We start from the raw sequence: 13,618 nt of genomic DNA, 5'->3' as shown, positions 1-13,618 counted from the left end.
TATGACCGTTACCCGCAAAGCCTACCGTGCCGCCATCCTGCACAGCATCGCTGACCCGGCCGAGGTGGGCCTGGAGGCATCCCATGAATACTACGAAGACGGCCTGCTGGTCGTCGACGATGGCCGCATCAGCGCCGTTGGCCACGCCAGCGAGCTGCTGCCGACCCTGGCCGCCGACTTTCCGGTCGAGCACTACCAGGACGCACTGATCACCCCGGGTTTCATCGATACCCACATCCACTTCCCGCAAACCGGCATGATCGGCTCCTACGGCGAGCAGTTGCTGGACTGGCTGAACACCTACACCTTCCCGTGCGAAAAGCAGTTTGCCGACAAGGCCCACGCCGACCAGGTGGCGAAGATCTTCCTCAAGGAACTGCTGCGCAACGGCACCACCACCGCATTGGTCTTCGGCAGCGTGCACCCGGAATCGGTGAATGCCCTGTTCGAAGAGGCCGAGCGCCTGGACCTGCGGCTGATCGCCGGCAAGGTGATGATGGACCGCAACGCCCCGGACTACCTGACCGACACTGCCGAGTCCGGCTATGCCGAAAGCAAGGCGCTGATCGAACGCTGGCACGGCAAGGGCCGCCTGCACTACGCCGTCACCCCGCGGTTCGCCCCGACCAGCACGCCTGAACAGTTGACCCTGGCCGGCCAGTTGCTCAAGGAGCACCCGGGCGTGTACATGCACACGCACCTGTCGGAAAACCTCAAGGAAATCGACTGGGTCAAGTCGCTGTTCCCTGAGCAGAAGGGTTACCTGGACGTCTATGACCACTTCGAGCTGCTGGGCGAACGCTCGGTATTCGCCCACGGCGTGCACCTGTGCGACGACGAGTGCCAGCGCTTGGCCGAAACCGGCTCGGCCGTGGCCTTCTGCCCCACCTCCAACCTGTTCCTCGGCAGCGGCCTGTTCAACCTGCCGCAGGCCGAGCGCTTCAAGGTCAATGTGGGCCTGGGCACCGACGTCGGCGCCGGGACCAGCTTCTCGCTGCTCAACACCCTGAACGAGGCGTACAAGGTGATGCAGCTGCAAGGCGCGCGCCTGCACCCGTTCAAGTCACTGTACCTGGCCACCCTCGGCGGCGCCCGTGCGCTGCGCCTGGACGACCGCATCGGCAGCCTGCGCCCCGGCAACGATGCCGACTTCGTGGTGCTGGACTACAAGGCCACGCCGCTGCTGGACTACCGCATTCAGCAGTCCAACAGCATTGAAGAGACCCTGTTCGTGCTGACCACCCTGGGTGACGACCGCACCGTGCGTGAAACCTACGCTGCCGGGCGTTGCGTGCACCAGCGCTAGCCGCCACAGCCCTGGTAGGAGCGGCCTTGTGTCGCGATGGGCTGCAAAGCAGCCCCAGGGGTGAGCGCAAATGCACACCCCTGAGGCTAACCAGGCAAACGATCAACCCTTGGCGGAGACCTTGGGCTTTTTCAGCAAATGCGAGAACACCGCATGCAGGTCGTCCGAGGCGCTTTCCTCGTCCAGGTTCAGCTTGCTGTCAATGTGGTCCATGTGGTGCATCATCAGGCTCACCGCCTGCTGGGCATCGCGCGCCTCGATGGCGTCGATCAGCTGCATGTGTTCGTCATACGAGCAGTGCGAGCGCGTGCCGCTTTCGTACTGGGCAATGATCAGCGAGGTCTGCGACACCAGGCTGCGCTGGAAGCTGACCAGCGGCGCATTGCCCGCTGCCTCGGCCAACTTGAGGTGGAACTCGCCGGACAGGCGGATACCGGCACCACGGTCGCCGCGCGAGAAGCTGTCACGCTCTTCACGCACCATTTGCCGCAGCTCGTTCAGTTGCTCGGCGGTGGCATGCTGCACGGCCAGTTCGGTAATGGCCCGTTCTACCATGCGCCGCGAGAAGAACACCTGGCGCGCCTCTTCAACGGTCGGACTGGCCACCACGGCGCCGCGGTTGGGCCGCAGCAAGACCACGCTCTCGTGAGCCAGCCGCGACAGGGCGCGGCGGATGATGGTGCGGCTGACGCCGAAGATTTCGCCCAGCGCTTCCTCGCTCAACTTGGTGCCCGGGGCCAGCCGCTGTTCAAGAATCGCCTCGAAAATATGCGCGTAGACGATGTCGTCCTGGGTACCGCTGCGGCCGGCCTTGCCGACTCGTGCAGGTTTCTTCAGAGGTTGCAGCTGTTCGTTCATGGGCTCTCGAGGCACGAAGAGAAAGTATGGCGCCATTGTACACAGGCTGAGGCGATTCCGCAGGGGGCGTTTTCGCTATATAGCCGTTGTACGACGCATTGCGCACACAAAACATAAAACATTATTTGCATTCTTTGTACACAAAAGCATAATCCATCGAGCAACTTCTTGACCCATAAGTCAACAAAACGGTCGGACGTCTGCCTCACCTCGCGGGGTCACCAAGTGCATGGCGCAGGAACTGGCCCCCACAACAACAAGAAAGACTTGAGGAGTACATGCTGTGGAAAGCCGCAAATCCGAAGCCCCTACGCTGGATCTTGCCCCGCCGCTCGAAACGAGTTGGCTGGAGCGGATTTTCAAACTCAAGCAACACGGCAGCACCGTCAAAACCGAACTGATCGCCGGGGTGACCACCTTCATCACCATGGCCTACATCATCTTCGTCAACCCCAACATCATGGCCGACGCCGGCATCGACCATGGCGCCGCCTTCGTCGCCACCTGCATCGCCGCGGCGCTGGGTTGCCTGCTGATGGGCCTGTACGCCAACTGGCCGGTGGGCCTGGCGCCGGGCATGGGGCTCAACGCCTTCTTCACCTACACCGTGGTCGGCACCATGGGTTACAACTGGGAAACCGCGCTGGGGGCCGTTTTCGTTTCGGGCGTGCTGTTCATGTTCCTGACCTTGTCGAAAGTGCGCGAATGGCTGCTCAACAGCATCCCGGTGAGCCTGCGCCATGCCATGGGGGCCGGCGTCGGATTGTTTCTCGGGCTGATCGGCCTGAAAACCGCCGGCATCATCGTCGACAGCCCCGCCACCCTGATCAAGCTGGGCTCGCTGCATGAGCCCGGGCCACTGCTGGCGGCGGTGTGCTTCCTGCTGATCGCCATTCTCAGCTACAAGCGCGTGTTCGGCGCGATCCTGATCAGCATCATCGGCGTGACCCTGGCAGGCTGGGGGCTGGGCCTGGTGAAATTTGGCGGGGTGATGTCGATGCCGCCGAGCCTGGCACCGACCTGGATGGCGATGGACGTGGCGGGCGTGTTCAACGTCAGCATGATCAGCGTGGTGCTGGCGTTCCTGTTCGTGCACATGTTCGATACGGCCGGCACGCTGATGGGTGTGGCCCAGCGGGCGAATCTGGTAGCACCGGACGGGCGTATCGAGAACCTGTCGCGGGCGTTGAAGGCCGACAGTGCATCGAGTGTGTTCGGTGCGGTGGTGGGTGTACCGCCGGTGACCAGCTATGTGGAAAGTGCTGCCGGGGTTGCGGCAGGTGGCCGCACCGGCCTGACGGCGGTGGTGGTCGGTTTGCTGTTTGTGGCGGCGATGTTCTTTGCCCCACTGGCCGGGATGATCCCAGCTTACGCAACTGCAGGCGCGCTGATCTACGTGGCCATGCTGATGATGGGCAGCATGGCGCACATCCATTGGGACGAGGCTACCGACAGCATTCCGGCAATTGTCACGGTGATCATGATGCCGTTGACCTTCTCGGTTGCCGATGGCATCGCCCTGGGCTTCATCAGCTATGTGGCATTGAAGGCAGGTACCGGCAAGTACAAGGAAATCTCCGCCAGCCTGTGGGTGCTGTGCGCGATCTTCATTGCCAAGTTCGTGTTCCTTTAACCTACATAGTTTCAAAAAGGGCGCCTCCGCGCCCTTCTTCATTATAGATACCCCTACTTTAGCGAGTGCTTCAGCCTGACACTTTTATCAGGTGCCGGGGGCGCAGGGAAATGATAAACATGGTGCACCCTTAATGACGGTAGGGCCGGAGATAGCTCCTATGCACATTGTGCCTGCTGCACGCAACTACACCCCTTGTGGTTACAGTGTACTCAGTGGCGATTTACTCGGCTATAACGGCCATTTTCAAGATCCCGTATCAGGTCTCTATCCGCTCGGCCAAGGCTATCGCCATTTCAGCCCTCAGCTCGGACGGTTCTACAGCCCAGACGACAGAAGTCCTTTTGGCAGAGGCGGATTGAATGCGTACGCCCACTGCCAAGGAGACCCTGTCAATCGAATTGATCGCGACGGACATTCATTTATTAATGCGGTTTTGGGTGCTTTCACCCTTAAGAAAAATAGAACACCCGGCAGCGCGCCACAGGTAAACCCACCACTCACGGCCCCCAGCCAACAGCTCCATACAACTGTGGTAAACCCTGAAAATGTCATTACTCCCCCAAGCAAAAGCAACGTGACCATCAGCTGGTCGGGCGTGCAATACAATCTGCATCCAGGTGACATCTGGGGCATGGCTAAAGAAATGAAATTCAGCGTTGGTTCTGGCGGATTGCAAGTTAACTTACCAATGAACGCAGTTCTGCCTGGCACGCCCAACTCTGGAATTACGCTGAATCGCAGCGGGCTAAATATTCATCTCGACCACCGGGACGCTATCAAATTGGCTTTTTCGGTAGCGCTCAACACGCCCGCAGCCGGCTCGATCCCTGTACCCTTTGACTTAAGAATCAATAATTTCCAAGTAGGTCTGCGTGCAACAAGCATCCGGTGTTCTTACAGCGACCTTTTCGGCATGACTGCAAAGGCCGCCAAGCGAAACAGGTAAAGCCGGGAAAAAAAGCGTACTACGGACGAAAAAAAGCCCGCCAGTGTGAGAGCGGGCCAAAGGACCTACGAAGATTCTTCTAGCGACCAACTAGCTTCCACGGTAGGTCGAATAGCTGTACGGCGAGATCAACAGCGGCACGTGGTAGTGCTCCTGCTGTTCGTCGATGCCAAAGCGCAGCACCACAACATCCAGGAACGCCTGGGCCGGCAGTTGCACACCGCGGGCGCGGTAGTAGTCGCCTGCGCTGAACTGCAGCTGGTAGACGCCAGTGCGGTAGTCGTCGCCTTGCAACAGCGGCGCGTCGACGCGGCCATCGCTGTTGGTCAGGGCGGTGTTCACCAGCTCCAGTTGCTGGCCTTCGACACGGTACAGCTCGACCTTGATCGAGCTGCCCGGGCAGCCATGCGCGGCATCCAGTACGTGTGTGGTCAAACGTCCCATTGCGTGTCGCCTCTTGTTCAATCTGTGGGCAAGAAATACTCGCCAGCGCACCCAAACAGGGCCTGCGGCAGGCGCGAATGACGCTATTAAGACATTCCACCGCAAAATTGTACACAATTTTTTGAGCCCAGCCGTCGCACCCCACCGCACCTTGCCCACAAACGACCCAGCAGTCGCGAATACAGGCGGGCTAACGACGCCCACTTCATTATTTGACCAATCAGGCAGGTTTCTTGCACTGTATTTCTTGCTTGCATTGAAGCGACAAAAGGGCAGAAATGCGGAAAAACAGGCTTACAAAAGATTTCATAAGTTGTATACAATCAGCCCATCCGGTGGTGCGACATCCCGACGCGGCCCGCCCACCCCCCCGCACCAACGCACAAGAAGGAAGACTGCAGTGAGCGCTGACTATCCTCGCGACCTGATCGGTTACGGCAACAACCCTCCTCACCCGCAATGGCCGGGCAACGCTCGCATCGCGCTGTCTTTCGTGCTCAATTACGAGGAAGGTGGCGAACGCAACATCCTGCACGGCGACAAGGAGTCCGAAGCGTTCCTCTCCGAAATGGTTGCTGCCCAGCCGCTGCAAGGCCAGCGCAACATGAGCATGGAGTCGCTGTATGAATACGGCAGCCGTGCCGGTGTATGGCGCCTGCTCAAGCTGTTCAAGGACAGCGGCGTCCCGCTCACCATCTTTGCCGTGGCCATGGCCGCCCAGCGCCACCCCGACGTGATCCGCGCCATGGCCGAAGCTGGCCACGAGATCTGCAGCCACGGCTACCGCTGGATCGACTACCAGTACATGGATGAGGCCCAGGAGCGCGAGCACATGCTCGAAGCCATCCGCATCCTCACCGAAATCACCGGTGAACGCCCAGTGGGCTGGTACACCGGCCGCACCGGCCCGAACACCCGCCGCCTGGTGATGGAGGAAGGTGGCTTCCTCTACGACAGCGACACCTACGACGACGACCTGCCCTACTGGGAGCCGAACAACCCGACCGGCAAGCCGCACCTGGTGATCCCCTACACCCTGGACACCAACGACATGCGCTTTACCCAAGTGCAGGGTTTCAACTGTGGCGAGCAGTTCTTCCAGTACCTGAAAGACGCGTTCGACGTGCTTTATGCCGAAGGCGCCGAAGCGCCGAAGATGCTCTCCATCGGCCTGCACTGCCGCCTGGTCGGCCGCCCTGCGCGCCTGGCTGCGCTCAAGCGCTTCATCGACTACGCCAAGAGCCACGAGCAGGTCTGGTTCGCCCGTCGCGTGGACATCGCCCGCCACTGGCACACCACCCACCCGTACAAGAAAGAGAACGCCTGATGACCGCCTTCAAGACCCTCAAGCCCTCCGCCCTGGACCGCGACGCCTTCGTCGAAGTATTCGCCGACATCTACGAGCACTCGCCGTGGGTCGCCGAAAAAGCCTATGACCTGGGCCAGTTGGGTGAACTGGACGAAGTCGAGGCGCTGCACCAGCGCATGAGCGATATCCTGCTCAGCGCCAGTCACACTGACCAGCTGGCACTGATCAATGCTCACCCGGACCTGGCCGGCAAGGCCGCCATCCAGGGCGAGCTCACCGCATCGAGCACCAACGAACAGGCCGGCGCCGGTATCCACCAGTGCACCGCCGAAGAGTTCGCCCGTTTCACCGAGCTGAACGATGCCTACAAGGCCAAGTTCCAGTTCCCGTTCATCATGGCGGTAAAAGGCAGCAACCGGCACCAGATACTCGCCGCGTTCGAAAAGCGCATCCACAACGACAGCGAGGCCGAATTCAAGGAAGCCTTGGCGCAGATCAACCTGATCGCCCTGTTCCGCCTGATGCAGCTGTAAGCGGCAGCCGACCCCCATTCAGTACAACGAACATAAAAGAGAGACCCACATGCGCACCCTGATGATCGAGCCCCTGACCAAAGAAGCCTTCGCTCCCTTCGGCGACGTGATCGAAACCGACGGCAGCGACCACTTCATGATCAACAACGGCTCGACCATGCGCTTTCACAAGCTCGCCACGGTCGAGACCGCCGAGCCTGAAGACAAGGCGATCATCAGCATCTTCCGCGCCGATGCGCTGGACATGCCGCTGACCGTACGCATGCTGGAACGCCATCCGCTGGGCAGCCAGGCTTTCATCCCGCTGCTCGGCAACCCCTTTCTGATCGTGGTCGCGCCCATTGGCGATGCACCTGTATCAGGCTTGGTCCGTGCCTTCCGCAGTAATGGCAGGCAGGGCGTTAATTACCATCGCGGCGTCTGGCACCACCCGGTGCTGACGATCGAAAAGCGGGATGACTTCCTGGTGGTTGATCGCAGCGGTTCTGGCAACAACTGCGATGAGCATTACTTCACCGAGGAACAGATGCTGATCCTCAATCCCCACCAATAAGAAAAGGTCGGTCATCGTTCTCGGTGATCGGCAGAGGTACATACTGTGGAAGCACACCTTCACGAATGGCTGAACCTGAGCATTCGCTGGGTTCACATGATCACCGGCGTGGCCTGGATCGGTGCATCGTTCTACTTCGTCTGGCTGGAGAACCACCTGAACCGAAGCAACCCGCGCGATGGGTTGTCGGGTGATCTCTGGGCGATTCACGGCGGTGGTATCTACCACCTGGAGAAATACAAGCTCGCCCCCCCGAAAATGCCCGAGAACCTGCACTGGTTCAAATGGGAAGCCTACTTCACCTGGATGTCCGGTATCGCCCTGCTGTGCGTGGTGTTCTACTGGAACCCGACGCTGTACCTGCTGGCCCCTGGCAGTACCCTCAGCGGTGCCGAAGGCGTGGCCATCGGTATCGGCTCGCTGGTCGCCGGCTGGTTCATCTACGACTTCCTGTGCGACTCGCCGCTGGGCAAGAAGCCGGCGTTGCTCGGTGCCGTACTGTTCGTGCTGATCATCGCCGCCTGCTGGGGCTTCAGCCTGGTGTTCAGCGGCCGCGGTGCCTACCTGCACACCGGCGCGATCATCGGCACCATCATGGTCGGCAACGTGTTCCGCATCATCATGCCGGCCCAGCGCCAGCTGGTGGCCGCGATCGAGAACAACCAGACGCCCGACCCGGTACTGCCGGCCAAAGGCCTGTTGCGCTCGCGTCACAACAACTACTTCACCCTGCCGGTGCTGTTCATCATGATCAGCAACCACTTCCCGAGCACCTACGGTAGCCAGTACAACTGGCTGATCCTGGCCGGTATCGCGGTAGCTGCGGTGCTGATCCGCCACTACTTCAACACCCGCCACGACAGCAACAAGTACGCCTGGACCTTGCCTGTCGGTGCCCTGGCAATGATTTGCCTGGCCTACGTCACCGGCCCCAAACCGATGGCAGTGAGCCCTGAGCAGGCCGCCGCGAAGATCGAGTACCAGCCTCTGCCGGCTACGGCTGTGGGTGGCAAGACCGCTGCCGAGCAACGCGCCGAAGAGGCCGCCAAGGCCGCCGCAGCGCCTGCCGAAGCCCCGGCCCAGGCTACGGCCCAGGCCGGTGCTGGCGACTTCGACAAGATCCACAATGTCATCCAGGAACGCTGCACCGTGTGCCACTCGGCCAAGCCGACCAGCCCACTGTTCAGCGCCGCGCCTGCCGGCGTGATGTTCGACACCCCGCAGCAGATCCAGGCCCAGGCCGCGCGCATTCAGGCGCAGGCAGTGGCCAGCCAGATCATGCCGCTGGGCAACATCACCCAGATGACCACCGAGGAGCGCAAGCTGGTCGGTGACTGGATCGCCAAGGGCGCCCAGGTCAACTGATCGAGCCACAAGCGTCAAGCTGCAAGCCTCAAGCTGTACGTAGTAGGAAGCAAGCATCGAGTGCCAGGCTCCAGTGCGGATACCAAGCTTTTTCTTGAAGCTTGCCGCTTGGAGCTTGGCACTTGGATCCGAGAATAAAAACAAAACTCGAGGTGCTGCATGTCCGAGTCCCGCAAGGCGTACATACCCGTTGCGCCACCGCGCGAACCCTTGCCCCTGTTCCAACTGTTCCTGGTTGGCCTGCAACACGTTTTACTGATGTACGGTGGCGCCATCGCTGTGCCGCTGATCATTGGCCAGGCCGCCGGGCTGTCCCGTGAAGAAGTCGCTTTCCTGATCAACGCCGACCTGCTGGTCGCTGGCGTCGCCACCATCATCCAGTCGTTCGGTATCGGCCCGGTGGGCATCCGCATGCCAGTGATGATGGGTGCCAGTTTCGCAGCCGTGGGCAGCATGGTGGCCATGGCCGGCATGCCCGGTGTAGGCCTGCAGGGGATCTTCGGCGCGACCATCGCCGCCGGCTTCTTCGGCATGCTGATCGCACCGTTCATGTCCAAGGTCGTGCGCTTCTTCCCACCGCTGGTCACCGGAACGGTGATCACCTCGATTGGCCTGTCGCTGTTCCCGGTAGCGGTCAACTGGGCCGGTGGCGGCCAGGATGCCAGTACGTTCGGCTCGCCGATCTACCTGCTGGTGGCCGGCCTGGTGCTGGCCGTGATCCTGCTGATCAACCGCTTCATGCGCGGCTTCTGGGTCAACGTGTCGGTGCTGGTTGGCATGGGCCTGGGCTACGTGCTGGCCGGCACCATCGGCATGGTCGACCTGTCAGGCCTGAGTGAAGCGCCGTGGTTGCAGGTGGTGACGCCCCTGCACTTCGGCATGCCGACCTTCAGCCTGGCACCGATCCTGTCCATGTGCCTGGTGGTGGTGATCATCTTCGTCGAGTCCACGGGCATGTTCCTGGCCCTGGGCAAGGTGACCGACCGCGAAGTCACCCCAGGCATGCTCCGCCGCGGCCTGCTGTGCGATGCCGGGGCGTCGTTCATCGCCGGCTTTTTCAACACCTTCACCCACTCGTCGTTCGCCCAGAACATCGGCCTGGTGCAGATGACCGGGGTCCGCTGCCGCTTTGTCACCATCGTGGCCGGCGCCCTGCTGATTCTGCTCAGCCTGCTGCCCAAGGCAGCGTTTCTGATCGCATCGATCCCGCCCGCGGTACTGGGTGGGGCGTCGATCGCCATGTTCGGCATGGTGACCGCTACCGGGATCAAGATCCTCCAGGAAGCCGACATCGGCGACCGCCGCAACCAGTTGCTGGTTGCGGTAAGCGTGGGCTTCGGCTTGATCCCCGTGGTGCGCCCGGAGTTCTTCGCGCAGATGCCGCAGTGGATGGAGCCCATCACCCACAGTGGCATCGCCATGGCCACGGTCAGCGCCCTGGTGTTGAACGTGCTGTTCAACATTCTGGGCGGTGCCGACCGCGCGGTGCACAACGACGCCTGTCACCAGCACTGAGGCAAAACCCCTTCGAGTGAACGGGAGCGGCCTGTAGCCGCTCCGGTCTCGAACCGTCGTAGACGCTATACCGTCGGCCCGCCGGAATGGGCCGCCCGGGGCACCTGCACGCCAAAAAAACCCAAAAAAACAATAAGTCCGGGAAGCACAACATGAAACGCATCACCACGTCCCTCTTGCTGGGCAGCAGCTTGCTGGCTACCGTTCCTGCCCACGCGGGCGAATGGCTGCAATGGCACGGCGAAAGCCTGACCTACCTGTACGGCAAGGACTTCAAGGTCAACCCCAGCATCCAGCAAACGGTTACCTTCGAGCACGCCAACAAATGGAAGTACGGCGACACTTTCATGTTCGTCGACAAGATTTTCTACAACGGCAAAGCAGACGCCAGCAAGGGCGTGACCACCTACTACGGTGAGTTCAGCCCGCGCCTGTCATTCGGCAAGATCTTCGACCGCAAACTGGCGTTCGGCCCGGTCAAGGATGTGTTGCTGGCCATGACCTACGTACGTGGCGAAGGCGACAACGAGGCCTACCTGATCGGCCCCGGCTTCGACCTGGCCATCCCGGGCTTCAACTACTTCACCCTCAACTTCTATGTGCGCAACACCGAGGGCAGCCGCCCTGGGGACAATGTGTGGCAGATCACCCCCGCCTGGTCGTACACCCTGCCGGTGGGCAAGTCCGACATCCTGATCGATGGTTACATGGACTGGGTGACCGACAACGACCAGACCCGCCGTGGCACCTACCACGCCAACCTGCACTTCAACCCGCAGGTCAAATATGACCTGGGCAAGGCCCTGAACCTGGGGGCAAAGCAGCTTTATGTGGGCTTCGAGTACAGCTACTGGAAGGACAAGTACGGCATCGACAGCCGCGGCAACCTGGACAGCAACCAGAGCGTGGCGAGCGCGCTGATCAAGGTACACTTCTAAGAAGTTGACCAAACGCACAAGTTTGATTCACAGCGCTCCAGGACGGAGCACTTGAGGCGCGGCGCGCAAGCCAGTAATCTGCGAGCCCCCTCGATCAGGGCAGAACGGATTCTGCCTGCGTTTACTGACCGCTCAGTCAATGAATACGGGCGGTTGGCGAACGTGTTGCCAGCCTGAAAGACCCTTTTCATCCGTTCAGAACGAAGTCGAGCAGGAAGGTTTTGCCAACCCAGAAAAGTTGGCCCAACCCTTGCCAAACAGCTGTGGCCTATCGAAAAAAGCTGACTCAAAAGACAAAAAGCGCCAACAACGAGCGCAGACAACAGATCAAACAAGGGAGCGACACTCGCAATGCGTACCATCAACAGCCTGATCCTTGCTGGCGGCCTGCTGGCCTGCGGCACCACCTTCGGCGGTGACTTGCTGCAATGGCAGAACAACAGCCTGACCTACCTGTGGGGCAAGAACTTCAAGGTCAACCCGCCAACCCAGCAAACCGTGACCTTCGAACATGCCGATGGCTGGAAGTACGGCGACAACTTCATCTTTGTCGACAAGATCTTCTACCAGGGCCAGAAGGACGAGGGCAACGGCCCGAACACCTACTATGGCGAGATCAGCCCACGCCTGTCGTTTGGCAAGATCTTCGACCAGAAGCTGGAGTTCGGCCCGGTCAAGGACGTGCTGCTGGCCATGACCTACGAGTTTGGCGAGGGTGATACCGAGTCGTACCTGATAGGCCCAGGCTTCGACCTGGCCATCCCCGGTTTCGACTACTTCCAGCTGAACTTCTACAACCGCACCACCGACGGCAGCCGTGCCGGCGACAATGTGTGGCAGATCACGCCGGTGTGGTCGTATACCATCCCGGTCGGGGATTCCGACGTACTGATCGACGGCTTCATGGACTGGGTGGTCGACAACGACCAGAACCGCCGTGGCACCTACCACGCCAACCTGCACTTCAACCCGCAGATCAAGTACGACCTGGGCAAGGCGCTGCACTTTGGCGAGAAGCAGTTGTACGTTGGTGTGGAGTATGACTACTGGAAGAACAAGTACGGCATCAAGGACAGCGATGCCTTCACCACCGACCAGAACACCATGAGCTTCCTGGTCAAGGTGCACTTCTGACCTGAGCCCTAGGGGCCGCGCTGCGGCCCATTCGCGGGCACGCCCGCTCCCACAGGGTCCGCGCTCCGCCCAAGGCAGACACTGTACCTGTGGGAGCGGGCGTGCCCGCGAACCGGGGCAACGCCCCGGCCATGCGCACTAGCTGGCCGGCCGAACCGCCCGCCACAACTTGCCGGCCACCGCCACCACCGCCAGCACCACGGCCCCGGCCACCACCCCGGCCACGCCATTGAGCAACGCCACGGTAAGCCCACCACCGCGCCCCTCGCTGAACGCTTCGACCGCGTGATGCAGCGGCGCGATGCCATGCACCAGAATCCCGCCACCCACCAGGAACATCGCCGCCGTGCCAACCACCGACAGGCCTTTCATCATGTAGGGTGCCGCGCGCAATATGCCATTCCCTACCGCCTGAGCCACGCCCGACGCCCGCTTGGTCATCCACAGCCCAAGGTCGTCCAGTTTGACGATGCCGCCCACCACCCCGTAAACGCCCAAGGTCATTACCACCGCGATGCCCGACAGCACGATCACCTGCTGTGGCAGCGGCGAGTCGGCGACGATGCCCAGGGTAATGGCGATGATTTCCGCCGACAGGATGAAGTCGGTACGCACAGCCCCCTTGATCTTGGCTTTCTCATACGCCACCAGGTCGACATTGGCATCGGCCACAGCCTGTTTGCGCGCAGCCTTTTGCGCCTCGTCGTCTTCTTTGCTGTGCAAGAACTTGTGCGCCAGCTTCTCGAAGCCCTCGAAGCACAGATACGCGCCACCCAGCATCAGCAAGGGCGTGACCGCCCAAGGGATGAAAGCGCTGATCAGCAGGGCCGCCGGTACCAGAATGGCCTTGTTCATCAACGAACCCTTGGCCACCGCCCACACCACCGGCAGTTCGCGATCAGCGCGCACACCCGTCACCTGCTGGGCATTGAGCGCCAGGTCATCGCCCAGCACGCCTGCGGTTTTTTTTGCTGCCACTTTGGTCATCAGCGAAACATCGTCCAGCAACGTGGCGATATCGTCGATCAGTACCAGTAGACTGCTTCCTGCCATGTTTGCCTGCATCCGAATGAGTAATTGC

The 13,618-nt window shown here is 61.0% G+C and carries 13 protein-coding genes; 10 read left to right on the top strand and 3 right to left on the bottom strand.

The window, feature by feature from the left end; all coding sequences use genetic code 11:
• Nucleotide 1 precedes the first annotated feature (1 nt).
• Nucleotides 2–1,306, top strand: a complete 1,305-nt coding sequence (gene guaD, locus FPB55_RS08200) for a guanine deaminase (RefSeq protein ID WP_009683927.1) — start codon at nucleotides 2–4, stop codon at nucleotides 1,304–1,306.
• A 102-nt stretch (nucleotides 1,307–1,408) separates the two neighbouring features.
• Here guaD and FPB55_RS08195 read toward each other — a convergent pair whose 3' ends face one another.
• The gene (locus tag FPB55_RS08195) at nucleotides 1,409–2,164 is read right to left on the bottom strand and encodes a GntR family transcriptional regulator (RefSeq protein WP_125855170.1); all 756 of its coding nucleotides are present in this window, start codon (nucleotides 2,162–2,164) and stop codon (nucleotides 1,409–1,411) included.
• 313 nt (nucleotides 2,165–2,477) lie between these two features.
• On the opposite strand from FPB55_RS08195, the gene FPB55_RS08190 reads away from it, so the two are divergent.
• Together FPB55_RS08190 and FPB55_RS08185 are read left to right on the top strand one after the other, a co-directional pair.
• The gene (locus tag FPB55_RS08190; RefSeq protein ID WP_220460588.1) at nucleotides 2,478–3,797 is read left to right on the top strand and encodes an NCS2 family permease; all 1,320 of its coding nucleotides are present in this window, start codon (nucleotides 2,478–2,480) and stop codon (nucleotides 3,795–3,797) included.
• Nucleotides 3,798–3,957: 160 nt separating this feature from the next.
• Complete coding sequence (locus FPB55_RS08185; RefSeq protein ID WP_238706627.1) at nucleotides 3,958–4,746, top strand: RHS repeat-associated core domain-containing protein; 789 nt, start codon at nucleotides 3,958–3,960, stop codon at nucleotides 4,744–4,746.
• 90 nt (nucleotides 4,747–4,836) lie between these two features.
• On the opposite strand, the gene uraH is transcribed toward FPB55_RS08185, so the two are convergent.
• Complete coding sequence (gene uraH / locus FPB55_RS08180; RefSeq protein WP_003259496.1) at nucleotides 4,837–5,190, bottom strand: hydroxyisourate hydrolase; 354 nt, start codon at nucleotides 5,188–5,190, stop codon at nucleotides 4,837–4,839.
• Nucleotides 5,191–5,590: 400 nt separating this feature from the next.
• Here uraH and puuE point away from each other — a divergent pair, with 400 nt between their 5' ends.
• The 7 genes from puuE (at nucleotide 5,591) to FPB55_RS08145 (ending at nucleotide 12,537) form a co-directional block, all read left to right on the top strand.
• On the top strand, nucleotides 5,591–6,517 hold the full coding sequence (puuE, locus tag FPB55_RS08175; protein WP_009683931.1) for an allantoinase PuuE: 927 nt from the start codon (nucleotides 5,591–5,593) through the stop codon (nucleotides 6,515–6,517).
• Nucleotides 6,517–7,032, top strand: a complete 516-nt coding sequence (gene uraD, locus FPB55_RS08170) for a 2-oxo-4-hydroxy-4-carboxy-5-ureidoimidazoline decarboxylase (RefSeq protein WP_144187945.1) — start codon at nucleotides 6,517–6,519, stop codon at nucleotides 7,030–7,032. The genes puuE and uraD overlap by 1 nt, the downstream gene beginning before the upstream one ends.
• A gap of 49 nt (nucleotides 7,033–7,081) precedes the next feature.
• Nucleotides 7,082–7,585, top strand: coding sequence for an ureidoglycolate lyase (locus FPB55_RS08165; RefSeq protein WP_009683933.1), 504 nt, complete (start codon nucleotides 7,082–7,084; stop codon nucleotides 7,583–7,585).
• Nucleotides 7,586–7,630: 45 nt separating this feature from the next.
• Entirely contained in the window at nucleotides 7,631–8,950 is a 1,320-nt protein-coding gene (locus FPB55_RS08160) for a urate hydroxylase PuuD (protein ID WP_029885695.1), read from the top strand.
• A 159-nt stretch (nucleotides 8,951–9,109) separates the two neighbouring features.
• A complete protein-coding gene (locus FPB55_RS08155) occupies nucleotides 9,110–10,465 on the top strand; it encodes a nucleobase:cation symporter-2 family protein (protein WP_009683936.1) in 1,356 nt (451 codons plus the stop codon).
• A gap of 152 nt (nucleotides 10,466–10,617) precedes the next feature.
• Nucleotides 10,618–11,403: an outer membrane protein OmpK gene (locus FPB55_RS08150; protein ID WP_144187943.1), complete on the top strand. Its 786-nt coding sequence runs from the start codon at nucleotides 10,618–10,620 to the stop codon at nucleotides 11,401–11,403.
• A 351-nt stretch (nucleotides 11,404–11,754) separates the two neighbouring features.
• Complete coding sequence (locus FPB55_RS08145; RefSeq protein ID WP_009683938.1) at nucleotides 11,755–12,537, top strand: outer membrane protein OmpK; 783 nt, start codon at nucleotides 11,755–11,757, stop codon at nucleotides 12,535–12,537.
• A 138-nt stretch (nucleotides 12,538–12,675) separates the two neighbouring features.
• Here the strand turns inward: FPB55_RS08145 and FPB55_RS08135 are convergent, their stop codons facing one another.
• Entirely contained in the window at nucleotides 12,676–13,590 is a 915-nt protein-coding gene (locus tag FPB55_RS08135; protein WP_009683939.1) for a DUF808 family protein, read from the bottom strand.
• Nucleotides 13,591–13,618 lie beyond the last annotated feature (28 nt).

The organism is Pseudomonas sp. BJP69 (assembly GCF_007633355.1).
Taxonomy (GTDB): domain Bacteria; phylum Pseudomonadota; class Gammaproteobacteria; order Pseudomonadales; family Pseudomonadaceae; genus Aquipseudomonas; species Aquipseudomonas juntendi.
The sequence above is the reverse complement of the archived record's forward strand: the minus strand, read 5'-3'. Positions and strand labels throughout refer to the sequence as shown.

Excerpts from the sequence above, each read along its gene's own strand:
- guaD (WP_009683927.1), top strand. The coding sequence starts at position 2 with ATGACCGTTACCCGCAAAGCCTACCGTGCCGCCATCCTGCACAGCATC.
- FPB55_RS08195 (WP_125855170.1), bottom strand. The coding sequence starts at position 2,164 with ATGAACGAACAGCTGCAACCTCTGAAGAAACCTGCACGAGTCGGCAAG.
- FPB55_RS08185 (WP_238706627.1), top strand. The coding sequence starts at position 3,958 with ATGCACATTGTGCCTGCTGCACGCAACTACACCCCTTGTGGTTACAGT.
- uraH (WP_003259496.1), bottom strand. The coding sequence starts at position 5,190 with ATGGGACGTTTGACCACACACGTACTGGATGCCGCGCATGGCTGCCCG.
- uraD (WP_144187945.1), top strand. The coding sequence starts at position 6,517 with ATGACCGCCTTCAAGACCCTCAAGCCCTCCGCCCTGGACCGCGACGCC.
- FPB55_RS08165 (WP_009683933.1), top strand. The coding sequence starts at position 7,082 with ATGCGCACCCTGATGATCGAGCCCCTGACCAAAGAAGCCTTCGCTCCC.
- FPB55_RS08155 (WP_009683936.1), top strand. The coding sequence starts at position 9,110 with ATGTCCGAGTCCCGCAAGGCGTACATACCCGTTGCGCCACCGCGCGAA.
- FPB55_RS08150 (WP_144187943.1), top strand. The coding sequence starts at position 10,618 with ATGAAACGCATCACCACGTCCCTCTTGCTGGGCAGCAGCTTGCTGGCT.
- FPB55_RS08145 (WP_009683938.1), top strand. The coding sequence starts at position 11,755 with ATGCGTACCATCAACAGCCTGATCCTTGCTGGCGGCCTGCTGGCCTGC.
- FPB55_RS08135 (WP_009683939.1), bottom strand. The coding sequence starts at position 13,590 with ATGGCAGGAAGCAGTCTACTGGTACTGATCGACGATATCGCCACGTTG.